Source organism: Pseudoalteromonas ulvae UL12, assembly GCF_014925405.1.
GTDB classification, from domain to species: Bacteria; Pseudomonadota; Gammaproteobacteria; order Enterobacterales; family Alteromonadaceae; genus Pseudoalteromonas; species Pseudoalteromonas ulvae.
This window is the reverse complement of record NZ_AQHJ01000035.1, coordinates 14,346-34,579: the sequence shown is the minus strand read 5'-3', so window position 1 is coordinate 34,579 and position 20,234 is coordinate 14,346. Positions and strand designations below refer to the sequence as shown.

The following is a 20,234-nucleotide window of genomic DNA, read 5'->3' as shown; positions in this document are numbered from 1 at the left end:
GCTAAGTTTTTGCAAATTTGAAATGGTCTTTTAATAAAGCGTGACTTACCTTTAAAAGCAAAAAATATCTAGCATACAGGAACCTCCATGAACTTTAAGCTATCAAAAGTTGCAGCAATAGTCCTCCCTATTGTGTTCTGCAGTACAGTAAGCGCCAGTGCCGTTCAGCAAACAAAAGGCAATTATGTTGATAAATTTCGTCAACTTGATGAAATATTACCCACTCCAAATGTATACCGTAATGCAGCAGGTGAACCAGGCCACCAATATTGGCAACAACAAGTCGACTATGATATCGACGTAAAGCTTGATGAAAAAAACCGCCGTTTAAGCGGTAAACAAACGGTGCGATATCAAAATAACTCACCTGATACCTTAAAGTATTTATGGCTCCAGCTAGATCAAAATATCTATAAAGCTGATTCAATCTCAGAAACCACGCGTACATTTTCTAGTAGCCTTGAAAGCGGGCCTAGTTCAAAGCCTGCAAAACTAGGCTTGAATGAGCTTCGCCGCCAGCAATTTCTAGCGGATAACGAAATGGGTTATACCATAAGTAACGTCACTGACGGATCAGGTAAAGAGCTCAAAGCGACGATAGTCGGCACCCTAATGCGTATTGACTTAAACCGCCCACTCAAACCAGGGAAAGACGCCGAGTTTACCCTAGATTTTGCATTTAATATTGCTGAAGAAGATGCTGTTGGCACCCGTTACGGTTATGAGCATTTTGAAGAGGATGGCAATGATATCTTCTTACTCGCTCAGTGGTTTCCGCGCTTAGCGGCTTATACCGATTACGAAGCGTGGACCAATAAAGAGTTCCTTGGCAGTGGCGAATTTACCTTAGAATTTGGTGATTATAACGTCGAAATTACCGTACCTGCCGACCACTTAGTTTCCGCGACGGGAGAGTTAACCAACGCTAAAAAAGTACTGAGCAAAACACAACTTAAGCGCCTAAAAGAAGCCGAAACAGCAAAGCGTCCTGTATTTATAGTGACAGAAGAAGAAGCCATCGAAAACGAAAAAGAAGGCACAGATCAAGTCAAAACGTGGAATTTTTCAGCCAAAAACGTTCGAGACTTTGCTTTTGCATCATCGCGTAAGTTTATGTGGGATGCCAGAGGGTATCAGCAAGGGGGCAAAGAGCAACCATTAGTAATGGCCATGTCTTTTTACCCTAAAGAAGGGGGCGATTTGTGGAAAAAATACTCCACCGAGTCAGTGATCCATACCATGGAAGTTTATTCGCGTTTCTCGTTTGACTATCCTTACCCTGTGGCTCAATCAGTGAACGGCCCTGTCGGCGGTATGGAATACCCGATGATCACCTTTAATGGACCGCGCACTGAGTTACAAAAAGATGGCACTCGCACTTACACGCAAGCCGAAAAACGCTTTTTAATTGGTGTGGTGATCCATGAAGTCGGTCACATTTACTTCCCAATGATCGTCAACTCAGACGAGCGCCAATGGACATGGATGGATGAGGGTTTAAACAGCTTCCTAGATGGTGTCGCTGGTCGCGAGTGGGACCCAATGATCCCTTGGGGCGTTGAACCACGCGACATTGTTGACTACATGAAGTCACAAAACCAAGTACCAATTATGACGCAATCTGATAGCGTTTTACGTTTAGGGCCAAATGCCTATACAAAACCGGCAGCCGCTCTAAATATTTTGCGTGAAGTCATTTTAGGCCGAGAGCTGTTTGATTTTGCTTTTAAAGAATATGCCCAGCGTTGGAAATACAAGCGCCCCACTCCGTCTGATTTTTTCCGTTCTATGGAAGAAGCCTCAGGGGTCGATTTAGATTGGTTCTGGCATGGCTGGTTTTACACCACAGATCACGTCGATTTATCCATCGATAAAGTCTACAAATTGCGTTTAGATACCAAAAATCCTGATATTGACTTTGCTCGCTTACGTGAAGAAGAGCTCAACAAACCTTTATCGTTACATGTAAAACGCAATCGCGACGAAGGCAAAGAGCTTTGGATTGACAAAAACAAAGACATTACAGATTTTTATGATGAAAATGATCGGTTTACCGTCACAAATAAAGAACGCAATGCCTATCAAAAATTCCTAAAAGGCCTAAAACCTTGGGAAAAGAAAACCTTAGAGCGTGCGTTAAAAGAAGATAAAAATTATTATGTCATGGAGTTTTCAAATCATGGCGGCCTCGTCATGCCTATTTTACTGCACTTGACTTACACCGATGGCACCACAGAAGACCAGTATATTCCTGCTGAGATTTGGCGTCGCAATGACAAAAAAGTACAAAAGCTGATTGTCACAGACAAAAACAAAGAGCTTAAAGAAGTCACTGTGGATCCAAGTTGGGAAACGGCAGATGTTGATATCGAAAATAACCACTACCCACGTCGCATAATTCCATCACGTATTGAAGTCTTTAAAGCTAAAAAACGTACTGGGAAAGTAAACCGCGACATCATGCAAGACATTAAAACTGAACTAAAAAAAGACGATGATAAAAAAGAGCAAGAAGACAAAAAAGACTCTGATACAACTCAAGAGCCACAAGCATGATTAAACGCATACTTGGCGTAGCGTGTATCCTGATGAGTAGCTTAGTTAGTGCTCATCAGCTCAAGTCTTCGATTACCACAGTGTTATTTAATCAACGCACCAATAATTTAGAAGTCATGCATCGTTTTTATTTGCATGACAGCGAACATGCGGTGCAGCACCTTTATAACAAACAGGCTGATTTAAATAAGGACGCACAGACACAGCAACAATTTGCTGACTACGTGAAGGAACAATTTAAGTTAAAAAGCCTAGCAGATCGCCCTCTTGCACTTGAAAGTGTTGGGCACCAAATCGATGGTAAATTCTTTTGGGTTTATCAAGAGATGCAGATCCCTCTAGATGTCAAAGGACTCAAAATGTCCCATGGCGCATTAAGGGAGCTTTGGCCTGCACAAGTTAATATGGTCAACATTGAGGGCAAAGGTGAGATTAAAACCCTCACCTTTACTGGCGAAGATCAATGGCTCAGCGCCTCTTTTTAATCAAACTGTAATAACCCTAAGCCATTTCCCCCCAGTGAAATGGCTTTTTTATTCTGTAAGCCCCCTTTACAGATAAAATGTAAACCCCCTTTACACGATCGCCATTGGTTTGGATAAAAGAATCTATCTTGGCGGCAAACTATTTGCCATACTTGAGCGTATAGCCAAACAAATCTTAAAAACGATATCCAAACATGATAGACATTAGTAAAATTCGCGGTTTCATTTTCGATTTAGATGGCACACTCGTCAGCTCAAAGCTCAATTTTTCATTAATCAAAAAACAAATATCCTGCCCCGCCAATCAAGATTTACTGACTTTTATTGCCAATATTGAATGCCAACAGCAACAAGCCGCAGCACTGGCAAATGTTCACAAACATGAGCTCGAAGACGCCCATGATGCCGTGATACTTCCCGGGGTGCTTGAATTATTAACATCACTCGAGCAAAAAGGACTGCCCACCGCGATTGTAACGCGCAATTATCGCCAAGCAGCGCAAATCAAAATGCGTAACAATCAAATCAAGATAGATACCCTCATTACTCGTGATGATGCCCCAGCCAAACCCGATCCTAGCGCTTTGTTACAGCTGGCTTCACAATGGCAAATTCCGACCCAAGAGCTGATTTATGTCGGGGATTATCTCTATGATATTGATGCGGCGATTAATGCCAACATGCGCAGCTGTTTATATGTTGAGGGCGACCTTCCTGATTACGCACATAAAGCCGATGTAGTGATCAATCACTTTAAACAACTCACTGATAAGCTGAACTAATTTTACCGATTTTAGCTGATTGTATCGCGCCGACTATCTGTCATAATCACTGAACTTGTTGATTTTTAGGATCCCAGATTATGATTGATTTTCGTTCCGATACCGTAACACGCCCAACTGAAAACATGCGCAAAGTGATTGCGAATGCCTTAGTCGGAGATGATGTCTATGGCGACGATCCTACCGTTAATCATCTTGAGCAATTTGCAGCGCAGCGTCATGGTTTTGCTGCTGCACTCTTTTGTAGTTCAGGTACCCAAGCTAATCTACTCGCGCTCATGGCACATTGTGAGCGCGGTGATGAATACTTATGTGGTCAACAAGCTCATAACTATAAATTTGAAGGTGGTGGTGCAGCGGTACTGGGTTCAATTCAACCACAGCCAATTGAAAACGAGAAAGATGGCACACTCGATTTTATAAAACTTGCCGCAGCAATCAAACCAAATGATCCGCATTTTGCCCGCACAAAATTATTAAGCCTTGAAAATACAATTAATGGCAAAGTGCTACCACTTCGTTATTTAGCCAAGGCACGAGAGTTTGTTAACCAACATCAGCTTAAGCTGCACCTTGATGGCGCCCGTGTTTATAATGCGGCTGTTGCGCAAAATGTTGATATCACCGCAATCACTCAGCATTTTGATTCAGTCAGTATTTGTTTATCAAAAGGCTTAGGTGCGCCAATCGGTTCTTTATTACTTGGGGATGAACAGCTCATTGCCAAAGCCAGACGCTGGCGTAAAGTGCTAGGTGGCGGCATGCGCCAAGCTGGCTTATTAGCTGCTGCAGGCCACTTAGCATTAACAGAAAACGTTACACGCTTAGCCGATGATCATGCCAATGCGCGTTATTTAGGGGAGTGTTTAAACGGCATTGCAGGTTTTGAAGTCAATATCAATCACATCGAAACAAATATGGTGTTTGTAAAAATAGACCCAAGTATTGACGTGCATGCCCTTGCCGCAACACTTAAACAACACGATATTCTAATCACCCCAAGCCACCTAATGCGTTTGGTATTGCATTTAGATATTAATAGAAGTGACATTGAGCAGTTTATTCAAAAAATAAAAATGTATGTAAACTTTGAAAGTTCCACCGCAAATTAGCCTTAATAGTACAAAACAATGAACATTTCTTTTTGCTCTAAATAATTGACTCTCTTTGGGTACAAAATTATGATACCCAGCTAAAAATAGAACTAACGGATTAATAAAAAGGTAAATATGAAAAAGGAATTAGGTTATGTTCTTAGCGGTTTTTTGTTGTGTTTACTCATAACAAAACAGCCATTTTTTAATGAAAAAGAGAGTATAAAAAATAACCCTACGGAAAATACAAAAAAATCAGCGCTAAGTGATGCTATAAGTTCTATCGGTTTAGAAAAAAATGAGTTGAAGATCGCCCCCTCTCCTACTCAATTCTCACAGGATTTAGTGATCCAGGGCAATAAGGATGATTTAACGCCTGAAGAAGTGAATATTACGACTTTAGAAAACACTTACTTAGCAACGCCGATTCAATTAGCCAAAATTAATGATGACTTAGACTGGATAACTCATTTTCAAGGAAACAGCTCCGTAGTCGCGACAGAAAAAACACAATTTCTAACGAGTATCTTTGATTTGTATACACACGATATTGGTTATTTTTATGATGCAGGTTGCAATAAAGAGTATTGCGCAGTGCTGGCACAAAACTTCAATAACGAAGCACAAGCCCAATCAACTCTTGAAAAAATTACCAACAATCATCAACTCGGTTCGTTTATTTATACCAAGGTTTCTAAAGTGCCTGATGGTTATAATCTAAGATTATCTGTACCAATCCAACAAGATATCAAACTTGAAGCGAATCTATTTGAAGCATTTAAACAACTCTAAATCACCACTTATTCATTTGCAGGGGAAGTTTCAACCCTGCAATTTATGAATAAAAAAACAATACTATCTAAAGCTATTTCTGCATATAAAAGTGATGATTTTTCCATGTTAATTGTATTATGTTAAATAGGGTGCTTTTTTAATTTCATAAATATTAGATAAATAAAAAATGCAGCTAAATTTAATGTGCTACTAGCTCTGATTTAAATCACTTGGTAAAATCGGGGCATTATAATTTTCCCAATATGAAGAGTGATTAAGATGGGTAGAGCATTTGAAGTTCGTAAAGGTTCGATGATGAAAACGGCGGCCGCTAAGACCAAAGTTAATTCAAAGTATGGTAAAGAAATCTACGTAGCAGCAAAAAGTGGCGGCCCTGATCCTGATACTAACCTCACTCTTCGTCGTTTGATTGATAAAGCCAAAAAAGACCAAGTCCCAACTCACGTTATCGAAAAAGCCATTGAGAAAAGCCAAGGGGTAGGGGGGGAAGATTATTCACCTGCTCGTTATGAAGGATTTGGCCCGGGCAGCTGCATGGTGATTGTTGACTGTTTAACAGATAACCCAAACCGTACCATTAAAGATGTGCGTTTAGCCTTTACTAAAACAGAATCTAAAATTGGTAGCCCAGGTACTGCGGCCCATTCATTTGATCACTTAGCTATTTTGGGCTTTAAAGGCGATGATGAAGATGCTGTTTTAGAAGCACTGATGATGGCTGATGTCGATGTGACTGACGTTGAGCAAGATGACGATATGATATCTGTACTTGCTCCTCACACTGAGTATTTCAAAACCAAAACAGCATTACTTGATGCATTTCCTGATACAACATTTGAAATAGACGAAATTACCTTTGTGCCACAAGTCAGCACTGAAATCTCCGGGGATGATATTCCTGTGTTTGAAAAATTTATGGCGATGCTTGAAGATTGTGATGACGTCCAAAATGTGTATCACAATGCAATAATTAAAGACTAATAATTAACCTGAGCTTAGGTTAATGACCAATTTAAAACGCCGAGTGTCTCACTCGGCTTTTTTTGGATCACGATTTAACTAGCTAAAGAACAAACAGATCAGGTTTTTACTAAGCAATACCAGTCAAATAATTCCGCCTGTTTTTCAAGCATATCTGAGCCTAACTTGTTCAAAAAACGCTCTAAAAACATGTTAATTCAAGAAAGTTCACCTTAATCGACTTCATTCGAGGGATAATTTATCAGTCCCAAACCAGATAAATACTAACTTGTCAGTTTTTAGATCATGTTTTTATCAACTGACCTCAAAATGGAACCAGATTCAGATCATCTTTTTACCAGCTACTCGTGAGTTTTAGCAACTGTAAACCCCCTTTACAAAATTATTACAGCAGGCATTAAAAAAGCCATGCTATTACTAGTCATGGCTTTGAACATCCAATAAATAAAGGCTTAACGTTTCATTTTTTGCTTCAACTTAAGTCGTGAACGATGTAAAACTGGCTCAGTGTACCCATTAGGTTGTGATACTCCAGCTAGCACTAATTCTAAAGCAGCTTGGAAGGCGATATTGTTAGTAAAATCCTGATCTGTACCCGCCATGTTAGTATAATTCTGATCCTGTGCATTTTGTTGATCCACAACTTTAGCCATACGTTTCATCGTCTCGATGACTTGTTCTTTTGAACACACACCGTGACGCAGCCAGTTAGCCATATGTTGACTCGAAATCCGTAAAGTCGCTCTGTCTTCCATCAAACCAATATTGTTAATATCAGGCACTTTTGAACAGCCGATGCCTTGATCTATCCAACGGACAACATAACCAAGGATCCCTTGGGCATTATTATCGAGCTCAGCTTGAATGACCTCAGGCGTAAGCGAATTGACATCAGCACAAAGGGGAGGGGTTAAAATATCATCCAAAGACGCTAAAGGTCGCTCCTTGAGGATATCTTGCTGACGGAATACATCAACTTGGTGGTAATGCATTGCATGTAAAGTGGCCGCGGTAGGGGAGGGCACCCAAGCTGTATTAGCACCTGATTGTGGATGAGCAATTTTTTGCTGCATCATGGCAGCCATATGATCAGGAATAGGCCACATGCCTTTGCCGATCTGTGCTTTATGACTTAGCCCTGAACGCAAGCCAGTATCAACATTCCAATTTTCATACGCTTGGATCCATTTGGCAGCTTTGATATCAGCTTTAGGCTCAACCACACCCGCTTCCATTGAAGTATGAATTTCGTCACCTGTACGATCTAAAAAGCCCGTATTAATAAATACAACACGCTCTTTGGCTTGATAAATACATTGTGGGAGGTTGACAGTCGTACGGCGCTCTTCATCCATAATCCCCATTTTTAAGGTGAAGCGGGGCAGACCAAGCGCTTCTTCTACTTTTCCAAAGAGTGTATGGCTAAAAGCCACTTCATCAGGTCCATGCATTTTGGGTTTGACGATATTTATACTGGCAGCGGTCGAGTTTTTAAATTTACTGAGCCCATTCAAATCGTGCATGGCTGCCAATGAAGTGATCATGGCATCCATTATTCCTTCGAATACTTCATCACCTGAAGCATCTAAAATAGCTGGGTTTGTCATCAAGTGGCCGACATTACGAACAAACATCATGCTGCGACCTTTTAAAGAAAAACTCTCGCCAGCCAAGTTAGTATAAACGCGATCTGATGCTAATTGACGCTCAATGGTATGGCCATTTTTTTCGAGTTTCTCGACTAAAGTCCCTTTCATCAAACCAAGCCAATTCCGATAGACCTGCACTTTATCTTCCGCATCAACAGCTGCGACTGAGTCTTCACAATCCATAATCGTAGTAAGAGCGGCTTCAAGTACGATGTCCTTTATACCAGCCGGATCGGAGCCACCAATGGCACTAGAGTGATCTAGATGGATTTCAAAATGCAGCCCGTTATTTTTGAATAATAAAATACTGGGGTTTTGCGCCTGACCGACAAAGCCGCATAACTTATCTGGCTCAGCTAATGAAATTTGACGACTATCTTCAAGTGTTACTAATAATTGATTGTTATTAATTGAATAATTAGTGCTATCGCCATGTGAGCCAGTTGAAAGCGGCAGTGCTGAATCTAAAAATTCACGACCATAACGGATCACTTTTTTACCACGGACCGGGTTATACATACCTGAATTTTCGGCGCCATCATCGAGGCTAATTGCATCAGTACCATACAAAGCATCGTAGAGCGAGCCCCACCTAGCATTAGCGGCATTAAGTGCAAACCGAGCATTACTGACCGGCACTACAAGCTGAGGACCCGCGAGAGAAGCTATTTCGGGCTCAACATTCGCGGTGGTAATTTCAAAAGGAGCAACGGCCGGCGCTAGATAACCGATGTCAGTTAAAAAAGCCTGGTAGTGCGCAGCATTCAAACTCGGATGTTGCTGATGATAGGCATCAATCTGCGATTGAAGTTGATCACGCTTAGCCAGCAAACCACGATTAATTGGGGTTAATTCATTAATGATGTTGGCAAAACGCAGCCAGAAATCATCAATAGATACAGGTAAACCCGCTAAGGCTTCTTGATTAATAAATTGGTATAAAGTGGGATCAATCTGCAACCCTGCATGCTCAATACGCGAAGAGGGTGGTGTGTGTTGTGTGCCATTCATAAATCGCTACCTTCAAATCTTGCTGTGAGAGACCACACCCAACTCCTTTTTCCATTGAGTGCTTTATATGGTTTTAATCTAACGCGTATAAATCAAAAAAGCTCGAGTTTGCCCCATAAAAACCATTCACAGAAGAAATACTCATGATAACAAGTATAAATTAACTAAATCACTTCAAAACAGCCTAGTGTTGATTTAACACAAGTGAAGCGCCTCTCACAAAATGCGCTGAAAAATAATACTACCCGTTTGAAGGAAATAAATGATGTCTAACTATCAACAAGAAATTGACCATATCAGCACCTTATGCCAAATCCAAGGTTCAGCATGGAGTGCAATCAACCCTGAATACGCCAGTCGCATGCGCTTACAGAATCGTTTTCGTACTGGGTTAGATATTGCGAAGTACACCGCAAAAATAATGCGTGAAGACATGGCTGATTACGATCAAGACCATAGCAACTACACTCAATCTTTAGGTTGCTGGCATGGTTTTACGGCACAACAAATGATGATGGCTGTAAAACGCCATCAAAAAACCACGAAAAAAAGCTACGTGTATTTGAGTGGTTGGATGGTTGCAGCATTACGTTCTGATTTTGGCCCACTTCCAGACCAAAGCATGCATGAAAAAACAGCGGTTGCGAACCTAATTGAAGAAATTTATACCTTCTTAAAACAAGCAGATGCCCGCGAATTAGATCATCTTTACAAAGAGTTAGATCAAACTCGTGCCAATGGCGGTGATGTAAATGCAGTCATTAATAAAATTGATAATTTCGAAACCCACATTGTGCCTATCATTGCCGATATCGATGCTGGTTTTGGTAATGAAGAAGCCACTTATTTATTGGCTAAAAAAATGATTGAAGCAGGTGCATGTTGTATTCAAATCGAAAACCAAGTATCTGATGCTAAACAGTGTGGCCATCAAGCAGGAAAGGTCACCGTTCCACATGAAGACTTCTTAGCTAAAATCAACGCCGTTCGTTATGCATTTTTAGAGCTAGGTGTTGATGACGGTGTCATTGTTGCCCGTACGGATTCTTTAGGTGCCAGCTTGACACAAAAAATCCCAGTTTCTCGCACACCTGGTGATTTAGCCAGCCAGTACAATAGCTTCTTAGACACGAGCCCAGTAAATGGCCCTGAAGACCTAAATGAAGGCGACATGACCATTAAACTTGATGGCCAATTAGTCAAACCAGTGCGTTTAGATAATGGTTTATATCAATTTAGAGAAGGAACCGAAAAGCAGCGCGTTGTGCTTGACTGCATTACTAGCTTGCAATCTGGCGCTGACTTACTGTGGATCGAAACAGAAAAGCCACATGTGAAGCAAATAGCTGAATTAGTGAATGAAATAAAACAAACCGTTCCGAATGCAAAATTGGTGTATAACAACTCTCCATCATTTAACTGGACACTTAAATTCCGTGAGCAAGTGTACCAAGAGTGGCAAGAAGCAGGAAAAGATCTAACTAGCTACCCAGATCCAAGCCTTGATGCCAAAGCACTGATGACCAGTGAGATGGACAGTACAGAACTCGCCAAAGAAGCCGATGTATTGGTGCAAAACTTCCAGCGTGATGGTGCAATGGAAGCGGGGATTTTCCACCACTTGATCACCTTACCAACTTATCATACTGCTGCATTGAGTACTGATATTTTAGCTGAAGGCTACTTTGGAGACTTAGGTATGCTGGCTTATGTTCGTGATGTTCAACGCCAGGAAATCCGCCGAGAGCAAGCGTCTGTTAAACATCAAGACTTAGCAGGCTCAAACATTGGTGACACACATAAAGAATACTTCTCAGGTGAAAACGCACTAAAAGCGGGCGGTGAAGCCAATACAATGAATCAGTTTTAATTGATGTAAAAGCTGTTATTTCCTAACTGTGTTAAAAGGCTGGCAACAGCCTTTTTTTATACCCGAAATTCGCTCAGATCAGATTTTTACTAACCTTTGGTCTAAACACTTTATCCTTCATAAAACCATCGATCAGACACTCACTCGCGATTACTAACTTGTAATTTCGGCCAAGTGTATAAGTGCACGCTCCCAGTTTTTCAGATTTGAAATGCGAAATAAAGCACACATAACTAACTGATTATAAACATAATAACTTCAAGTGCTAAAACACCCTCTAAAATGGGATCAATATTTTACCAACAATGGAAAAACATAGATCATTATTTTACTAACCCTGTTTATTCATTTACAAAGATCCGTCAGATCATATTTTTACTAACTAGAAGTATTTTTAATCACTTATAAATTAAAACTACTCGTCTGTGGTTAACAGTTGCTTTACATTCATTTAGGATTTAGCCGTTAAGAAGGGTGGTTGGGATCAGATTTTTACTAACTAAAGCCAATGCAGCACAAAATACCATCAATAGGTTGATTACAGACAGCGCGAACTTAAGGATTGGGATCATATTTTAACTAAGCTGTTCAGCGATTATCGAGATACAGATCGCTATTTTACTAAGTGAATACCGATATATGACTAATAAGCTCAGCGCATTTCAAGCCTGGTCCAAGCAAGCATCCAGACCCAACCGCAGAGTCATCACTTTTATTAACCCGCGAGCTAACAAAATTTGGCTCGCTGTTATGTAACGAGCCTCAAATAGTTAGTAAAAAATCGGTTTGCATTGTTTATCGGCCAAAATGTATGAATCACTATTCACTAAGTAAATAGTTAGCATCAATGTCAAACATGCAAATTATAGTAACTCGCATCTCTTGCTTTTGAGTTAATTAACTCTAGGTTTCGTGAAAAAGTACACAGCAACAATGACTAAAGTGCATGGCTAAGTAAAAGGAGGTTAGTAAAAATTTGGTTTGTAAAGGGGGTTAAAGCCCGTTATAAAACGGGCTATTTAAAAAGCTCTATTTAAGCGACGACAAATTGCCCCATCAGGGTTTTCATCTCAAGTGCTTGTTGTTCTAACTCAGAACTTGAAGAACCCGCGTTTTCAACCAGCTCATTATTTTGATAGGTCATTTTCTCGATTTGTTTAATGGCAACATTGATTTGATTAATTCCGGATGACTGCTCTTTACTGGCACTGGCAATGTTATTCATCAAGCCACTCAGCTCTTGAACAGCCCCTAAAATACCTTTGAGCGTGACTCCCGAATCATCGACCAATTCCATGCCATGTTTCACTCTGGCAACACTGTCGTTGATCAATAGCCCAATATTTTTAGATGCCTCAGCACTACGCTGTGCTAGTTGGCGAACCTCTGCCGCAACAACCGCAAACCCTCGGCCTTTATCACCGGCACGCGCGGCTTCAACCGCCGCATTTAAAGCGAGTAAATTAGTTTGAAAAGCGATTTCATTGATGACTTGAATTATCTTTGAAATCTCATCGGAGCTATGACTAATCGCTTTCATTGCTGAAACTGTTTTATTTAATAAATCTTCACCATGCTGAGTTTGAGTATTGGCCTGCATTGCTAACTGACTAGCGCTTTGTGCATTGCTAGCATTTAAATTAACAGTCGCTGTTAATTCACTGACCGATGCTGTGGTTTCCTCGATAGAACTCGCTTGCGATTCTGTGCGGTGACTGAGCTCAGTGACACCTTGATAAATCTGGGTTGAAGATGCTGTTATGCTCACCGCTGTTTGATCGATTTGCCCAACAAGTGCCGCTAAGTTAGTCACACTTGAATTAACACTTTGCTGAAGCTCTTTAAATTGACCACTGTACGACCCTTCGACCCGCATTGTCAGGTTACCTTGCGCCAGAGCGCCTATTACTTGCTGGCATTCATTCAAAGGCTGTGTAATAGCATCAAGGGTCGCATTAAAGCCACTGATAATATTGGCAAACTCACCTAAATGCTGCGCTTGATCTGCACGCACAGACAAATCGCCTGCGGCAGCCGCATCAGCTAACAAAGATGAGTCCGAAAGCAGTTGCTGCACAGCAGACGTACAGCGGACTAAACTAGCCCGCACCTGAGCAAACTCCCCTTCAAATTGCTCGCTAATGTGCTCAGGAATGATCCCTTGTGATATTTCATTTAAATAATTAGCAGTCAAATTAATCGGTTGAACAATCGCATCTAAAGTGTGATTAATGCCTTGCACTATACTGGCAAAATCCCCCTGATGATTCGTGCTATCAACACGCACACTGAGTTGCCCTTTAATTGCTGAGTCCGCAAGATATTGGGTATCACTGATCAGTGCATTGATAGCACGAGCACACTCAGTTAGGCTGTCTTTAACTTGGATAAAATCGCCTTGATAATCGTCGCTGACTTGAGTTGGAATATGCCCTTGAGCAATCTGATTCAAATAATGACTGGTCGTTTCGATGGGTTTAACAATCGCATCTAAAGTTTGATTAAAGCCGTTGATAATCGTTTTATAGTCACCTTTATGAAACTCGGCTTTAGCGCGTTGCTTCAACAATCCCTTACTGGTTGCGTCAACTAACATATTGGTATCAGTAATCAATAAACCAATGGCTTCTGTACAGGTTAAAAAGCTATTTCTTATTTGATTGAAGTCACCTTGATAATCTGTAGAAATATCTTTAGGTATCTCCCCTTGCGCTATTTGGTCAATATATCTTGCTGTTAATTGAATGGGTGCGACAATTGCGTCGAGCATTTCGTTGATACCCTTAGCTAGCACCACCATAAAGCCATCAAGTCGGCTAGTATCTAAACGCGTTGATAACTTACCCTTTTTTGCCGCATTAATAATGGTCGATACCTGAAGCTCAGCTTCGCGCTGTTCGGTTAAATCATCCCACTCCCAAACAACACCGATGACCTGATTAGCATCATTTTGAACAGGGCTAGCGACTAAGTTAAAAATTCGCTTGGCAATTGTCACTTCAACTTCAATTGAACGCTCTGCTGCCGATAACAACAGCGATTGCTGTGGCTGATGATTGAAGATATGAGTGAGTGAAAGACCTAGCAATTGCTGACTATCAAATTGCCCAAACTGCTGAGCCAGCTCAGTTTGCATCGCGTTAAACACTGTACTCATCGACTGGTTGGTATAGATGACGGTATAACTTGAGTCAGTCACCATTACATTGGCAGAGACATTATCAAGAGCTTGCTTAATTCGCCCTGATTCAATTGCTTTTTGTTTCTGTTGTTCCATCTGCACAGTTAAATCGGCTTGAATATCGCGAATATTTGTTTGCATGCTATTTAATGCACCCAATAAGCGGCCAATCTCATCATTGCTATTAACAATGATCTGATTATGCAAATTCCCTTGCGCTATTTCTTTTGCGACATGGGCTGCTTCTTTCACCGGAGTGGTGATCAACCGCTGAATAAAATAGATAACAACCGATGTAGTCACTAACAATAAAATCAATATTGCGATAACGGTGTAATATAACAATTGCTCAGCTTTAGCTTCGATGTGTGACACTTGTTGATCAGCCTGAATAGCAATTTGTTCACTGAGTGTATTAAGCAATGTTGCTGAAGCGCGATCGATGCCTTTTACTGCGCTATCGCCCGCTTGTGTATTAAATTGAGCCTGTTCAAATTCTTTAAGCCCCTGACGGTAAAGGCCTCCGAGTTTTGCGTGTTCGTGCTTAAATTCTCTCAGCATGTCTAAACTTGATGCTGATAAATAGGACCGGGCGAGTAAATCGTCTATTTGCTGCTGAATAGACTGTTCATTTTTAATAAACCGCTTGAGGTATTTGTCATACTGCGTGGCATCGTGACCGCGTATTAAAACATTTTTCCATTCTTGCACCTGTGTTTTGAATTCGCTCAGTACTTTATTGGTGTGGTTTCGTGCATCAAGCTGTTGCTTAATCACTAAATCAAAATCGAGGATTAATAGATGGAAATTGTACACAGCAAGCGAGCCTGCCACTACAATCGTAAATAAACCACCTAAAACGACGCTAAGAAGTTTCGCCTTAATTGAGCTCATAGCCACATCCTATTTGTGCCAAACATAATGACGCACATTGGTTATACATAGGAATAAAGACTAGTCGATATAAATAAAATAGCGTAATAATACTAAGCTAAGTCACTCAGGTATCAGAAGTTATTTGAAAGTGCCTTAGCAAGCAAGAGAACTATCTGCCGCCTCTTGTTGTGACGCTTTACTGTGCTGATTACTTTGTTCTTCATTTGATTTAACTAAGCTCAGCTCACACGCTGCTTTTATCGGCGTCACATTAGAGCTTAAAGCTGGCTCAGCCAACGCAGACCCTAATAATGCTTTTTTACGCGCGATGGCTTGTTGATCTGTCTGGCTTTGCATTTTAGCTTTTGCGGCCGCAACCTGTTGCTGCAAAGACAATGTTGTAGAGTCTTGTTGCAATGCTTGGCCTAAGAGTGACTTAGTTTGCGCAATTTTGCTATTTGAAACGGTTGCTTGTGGCGCTGAATTTTTCACGCCTAGCTTATGCAGTGATAACCCTTCTTTTTCCATTTCGGCGAGTAAACTTTCAGATGGTAATTTTAAGTGAGGTAACATCGCCGATAAAATATCTCGCACGGCTATAGCTTGTTTAATACTTAAACTCGAAATAACCTCATTCAAATGTGCAAAATCTAGAAATAACGGTTTTAGATGGCTGCGCAATACCGAATCAGCATTTTGCTGATCTGCACGTTTTGACTGTGAATCAAAATCGTCAAGCGAAAGGCCTTCTGCTTGCATTTTTGCCAGTAATTCGGCCGAAGGGATGTTTAAGTTTGCAAGTACTGTTTGTACGTTATATTTAACTTCTAACGCCTGCGTGATCGAGTAAGATTGAAACACAGCCATAATATTATTTTTGTCAGAAATTACGTTAAACATCATTCTTGCTCCTTAAACTTGTTGTGTCCATATTAAGCGCTTTGTATGACAATAAAATGAAAAAAGGGCGCATCCGTCCCTTTTTATTCAATGACCAAACTAGGGGATGTTGATCTTTCGTGGTTAAATTTTGTTCGAGATAAAAGCGTTTTTATCTCGGCGAGCAGTGTGTAGCCTAGTCATTCTAAGCAAATACTGCTCAACAAAGAGAAATACGCTTTTAGCCGAACCCTTCGGGCAGCGTTTGTTGGGTATTTCTACTGCGTTATCGCTTTTTCGTGTAGCTCGCTACACCACAAAAGCGCTGCCTTGTATCAATACCCAACAATTCGCTGCAAAAATCATCACGAAAGATCAACAGCCCCTAAGCTAACGTTTTAAAGTAACCATACTTCAACCCGACGATTACGCTCTCGACCTTGCTCATTGTCGTTATTAGCCACAGGTAAGGCTTCGCCTAATCCTTCGACTGCCATTACCGGAATTCCTCGCGCTTGCAGCTCTTTTTCAACCGCTTTAGCACGGTTTAGTGATAATTGAGTATTTTTTATTTTGGCACCAATGCTATCTGAATACCCCATTAACACGAGCCTGCGGCCTTGGTTTTGTTCCATAAACTCAATTAAACGCTCTAAATCACGTTTGCCTTTATTATCGAGATCTTGATCGCCATAGTTGAACCGAAAGTTTAGCGATAAGCGCTTACCTAAGTCAGCATATCGATTATAAGCAGCTGGCGCTTCTTCCATCGGGTACACACTTTCAACTTTAATATTTTGCGAAATAAGACCGGTTTGTTCAACAATCGCCTGTCCTTGCGTTGAAATTGCAAATTGTGCAAATTCTTTCACTTGGTTACTTGCGGCGGTCGGAGTATATAAATACAAGCGACGAGCTAAAGCATAATCTTCAGTGCCGATTGTAAAGCGAGTAGGGAAGATCGCGCTTGTACCAGCACCTTCTGATATCGCTAGCGCTTTATTATACTGAATATAGTTGAGGCCGATAAAACCGATGGCTCCTTCGTCTTGTGATACCAATGTTGAGAGTTCAGTACTCGACTCTAATCGGGTCGCCGTGTCAGCTAATGACAAATTAAACTTTTTGAGCACTAAGTTTTTAAATGTATCCCAAGTGCCAGATTTCAAATCTCGGGCAAAAAGATTTATAGCCAAATCAGGCCCGCCAATTTGTGACCAATTCGTAATCGAGCCAGAAAAAATCTTTGCCAATGTATCTGTCGATAATTTACTGATTGGGTTATTTTGATTCACTATTACCGCGAGCCCATCTAAGCCGATAATATGCTCGTTACCGACTTTGCTTAAATCTCCAAGAGTCACTTTCATGGATTCAACTTCGGTTGATTTCACGCGGCGCGAAGCCATACCGATATCGGCCATTCCGCCAGCAAGCCCTTTGAATGCTGTCGTTGAGCCATGTGCTTGTAAGTTAATCTTTAATGCTTCCCCATTTAAGGTGTACTCGACCGCGCGTTCAACAGCGTTGTCACCTTGCTTCCACACTAAATTTTTTGCACCGAGTGTGGTTAAGTATGCTTCGATTAGTGCCGGAGCTAGTTTTTCACCTATGGTATTAGAGCCATGTAAGGTAAAAGCGGTTTTCGCTTGAGCTGATGGCTCAGCGACAACAGGCAAAGATAGCTGCGAAGCAGGAGCGGTTTGTGCGCTTGTTGTCGCCACAGGCTGGAGAGTCGGGGAGGTTGTTGGCACCATATTCTCAGTCGAAGTACTCGGCTCAGAAAAAAAGAAATAAAACACCATCATGAGTAATAATAAAATCACTCCAGAGGCCATCATTAAAATCGATTTGTTATCAACGGAGGATTGTTTCGCCATGACCTCTTGTGCCGAAGAGTGCATCACTGCTTCGGCATTGATTTGATTATACAACGCACGGCAGCGGTCAATGATAACGGTAAATTCAGGATGATTGAGTTCATACAACTCTGTAAAAACCAAGTTTCGGTATTCATCATCTACCAACATTTTTTCACTCGAAATCGTAATTTCAAATTGGTTATGTGATAGTTGTTGCAATGATTTAAATAAGCTCAATAGTTCGACTTCATGTTCTGAAACATGTGCATTATTTTGATTATCCACCCTGTTAATCCTCGTTCCTAAAAGTTAGGCCGCATAGTAAAAAAAGATAATGGCATTTTTATGACACTGTAAAGGGGGTTTACAGTTTTAAGAGTGGATAAAACAGTCTTATTGCTTGTAAGCATCTGCCCAAGCAATGGCTTGTTGATAATACTGCGGCAAAGCGTCTTCAGCTAAACGCGCTTGTTGGCATGCTTTTTTAGAGGCCCACCAACTTCCTGATTCATAAGCTTTAATTAAATTGAGGATAGTGGTCAGTACGCCAGGTTTTGCTAATAATCCCGCTTGGACGTCTTCATTGATTGGTAAAGAGTGCGCAATATCGTCCATTGGCTTATCCAAAATGGCATCAATGAGTGAAAACAACCCAAGTAAAAACGCGCTGCCGCTACTTGCGGGTGCGACTTTAAGTGCCACTAACTCACAAAACCGCGCTCGAATAATCGATAATTCAGTCAACTCTGAGGGTTTATTTTGAGCCAGATGGGCGGTCAAAATCAAACAAACAAATTTTTTAACTTGCTCTTCTCCTAAATAAATTAGTGCTTGCTTGAGTGAATCAATAGGATCATTCAAAGGAAATAACCCACTGTTTATAAATCGCAATAATTTATAGGCTAGGGCAGTATCATGCTCAAAATACTCAGATATAGTGCAGTAATTGAGATCAGCTTTTAGCACCTCCTTGTAGAGCGCCAAAATCGTTGAATGGTTATTATCGATATCATTTTGCTCAACAATCTCAGGTTTACAGAAAAAGTAACCTTGGAAAAAATCAAACCCCATCTTTTTTGCTTGTTCAAACTCTTCGTAAGTTTCGACTTTTTCTGCCAAAATTTTCATTTTTGGCAGAGCTTTTAGTTTTAAGATTAATGGCCCGATGGTATTGAGCGGTGTTGCCATAATATCAATTTTGACCAACCGACAGATTTTTAAAAATGGTTGCCATGCACTTTGGTATTCGAAATCATCCAAAGCGAGCTTGTATCCTTGTTGAAATAAGGACAAACAAGCCTGATAAACCTGCTCAGATGGGCGCACATCTTCTAAGATTTCAATAATCACCAAATCTGCCGGAAGCAAGCTTGGGAGTTGATCTAATAAAGCTTGTTCAGGAAAATTTATTAGCGCCTTTTTGCCCGAAGTAATGGCTTTCAACCCTTGATTAAATTGACTATCTAACATCAACTTGGCAGTTGCTTGATTACTTTCAACGTTGGGAAAAGCATTATTTTGGCCATCACGAAACAATAATTCATATGCAACAACTTGCTGTTTACGATTAAAGATAGCTTGACGTGCGGTATACACTTTCACTGATTCTTCCCTGCAAAAAATTGATTACCAAGGAATAAAAATAGTCGTTTAGCTCGATTTTGGCGAATTGTGCCTTGCTGCTGATAGTGCAAATGCTAAACGTGACGATTACATGAAAAACACGCTTAACTCTGTTATCAATTCAAAATGTGATTTATGCTCATGTTAGTGCCAACACAGCGAGGGCTTAATAATGGATACACAAATGGATAAAAAACGCATAGTCTCAATTTTAAGTAATGACAATGCACAGCGTTATAAGTATTTATTAAAAGAGGTCGTCAACCTTGGCGAAATTTGGATTTTAACCGATGAGCAAGGTTGTGTGATGCTCAGTACTGATGAAGAAGATTGCGTGCCGATTTGGCCAAATAAAGAATTTGCCGAGCTTTGGGCCACTGGTGACTGGCAAGATTGTGAACCACAAGCGATAACACTCAAAAAATGGCACAGCCATTGGACTGACGGATTAGCCGATGATGAACTCGCTATCGCAGTTTTCCCTGTACCGGATCAAGATGGCTTAGTGGTGTATCCCGATGAGTTTGATTATGAATTAACCGCGTTGGGGCGCAAAAAGTTAGCGGGCTAAATAAGGATAAAAATGGGCT

At 40.8% G+C, this 20,234-nt stretch carries 13 protein-coding genes; 8 read left to right on the top strand and 5 right to left on the bottom strand.

The window, feature by feature from the left end; all coding sequences use genetic code 11:
- The first annotated feature begins 87 nt into the window (after positions 1-87).
- The 6 genes from PULV_RS18290 (at position 88) to PULV_RS18265 (ending at position 6,693) form a co-directional block, all read left to right on the top strand.
- Positions 88-2,556 carry a M1 family metallopeptidase gene (locus PULV_RS18290; protein WP_193332675.1) on the top strand — a complete coding sequence of 823 codons (2,469 nt, stop codon included), beginning with the start codon at positions 88-90 and terminating at the stop codon, positions 2,554-2,556.
- Positions 2,556-3,041: a DUF6702 family protein gene (locus PULV_RS18285; RefSeq protein WP_086743980.1), complete on the top strand. Its 486-nt coding sequence runs from the start codon at positions 2,556-2,558 to the stop codon at positions 3,039-3,041. The genes PULV_RS18290 and PULV_RS18285 overlap by 1 nt, the downstream gene beginning before the upstream one ends.
- Before the next feature lie 194 nt (positions 3,042-3,235).
- Entirely contained in the window at positions 3,236-3,823 is a 588-nt protein-coding gene (locus tag PULV_RS18280) for an HAD family hydrolase (protein ID WP_193332674.1), read from the top strand.
- Between the two features lie 80 nt (positions 3,824-3,903).
- Positions 3,904-4,935 carry a low-specificity L-threonine aldolase gene (gene ltaE / locus PULV_RS18275; protein WP_193332673.1) on the top strand — a complete coding sequence of 344 codons (1,032 nt, stop codon included), beginning with the start codon at positions 3,904-3,906 and terminating at the stop codon, positions 4,933-4,935.
- Positions 4,936-5,052: 117 nt separating this feature from the next.
- Positions 5,053-5,709 carry a hypothetical protein gene (locus PULV_RS18270; RefSeq protein WP_193332672.1) on the top strand — a complete coding sequence of 219 codons (657 nt, stop codon included), beginning with the start codon at positions 5,053-5,055 and terminating at the stop codon, positions 5,707-5,709.
- 261 nt (positions 5,710-5,970) lie between these two features.
- Positions 5,971-6,693 (top strand): YebC/PmpR family DNA-binding transcriptional regulator, encoded by a 723-nt coding sequence (locus PULV_RS18265; protein ID WP_086743344.1) that lies wholly within the window; start codon positions 5,971-5,973, stop codon positions 6,691-6,693.
- A gap of 452 nt (positions 6,694-7,145) precedes the next feature.
- On the opposite strand, the gene PULV_RS18260 is transcribed toward PULV_RS18265, so the two are convergent.
- A complete protein-coding gene (locus PULV_RS18260; protein WP_193332671.1) occupies positions 7,146-9,353 on the bottom strand; it encodes a malate synthase G in 2,208 nt (735 codons plus the stop codon).
- A 265-nt stretch (positions 9,354-9,618) separates the two neighbouring features.
- On the opposite strand from PULV_RS18260, the gene PULV_RS18255 reads away from it, so the two are divergent.
- Positions 9,619-11,223 (top strand): isocitrate lyase, encoded by a 1,605-nt coding sequence (locus PULV_RS18255; RefSeq protein WP_193332912.1) that lies wholly within the window; start codon positions 9,619-9,621, stop codon positions 11,221-11,223.
- A 1,033-nt stretch (positions 11,224-12,256) separates the two neighbouring features.
- On the opposite strand, the gene PULV_RS18250 is transcribed toward PULV_RS18255, so the two are convergent.
- The 4 genes from PULV_RS18250 to PULV_RS18235 form a co-directional block, all read right to left on the bottom strand.
- The gene (locus tag PULV_RS18250) at positions 12,257-15,298 is read right to left on the bottom strand and encodes a methyl-accepting chemotaxis protein (protein ID WP_193332670.1); all 3,042 of its coding nucleotides are present in this window, start codon (positions 15,296-15,298) and stop codon (positions 12,257-12,259) included.
- A 135-nt stretch (positions 15,299-15,433) separates the two neighbouring features.
- Positions 15,434-16,183, bottom strand: a complete 750-nt coding sequence (locus PULV_RS18245; protein ID WP_086743348.1) for a hypothetical protein — start codon at positions 16,181-16,183, stop codon at positions 15,434-15,436.
- Between the two features lie 374 nt (positions 16,184-16,557).
- A complete protein-coding gene (locus tag PULV_RS18240) occupies positions 16,558-18,306 on the bottom strand; it encodes a substrate-binding domain-containing protein (protein ID WP_193332669.1) in 1,749 nt (582 codons plus the stop codon).
- Between the two features lie 108 nt (positions 18,307-18,414).
- Positions 18,415-19,623, bottom strand: coding sequence for an EAL and HDOD domain-containing protein (locus PULV_RS18235; RefSeq protein ID WP_193332668.1), 1,209 nt, complete (start codon positions 19,621-19,623; stop codon positions 18,415-18,417).
- Positions 19,624-19,816: 193 nt separating this feature from the next.
- On the opposite strand from PULV_RS18235, the gene PULV_RS18230 reads away from it, so the two are divergent.
- Positions 19,817-20,215: a DUF2750 domain-containing protein gene (locus PULV_RS18230; protein WP_193332667.1), complete on the top strand. Its 399-nt coding sequence runs from the start codon at positions 19,817-19,819 to the stop codon at positions 20,213-20,215.
- Positions 20,216-20,234 lie beyond the last annotated feature (19 nt).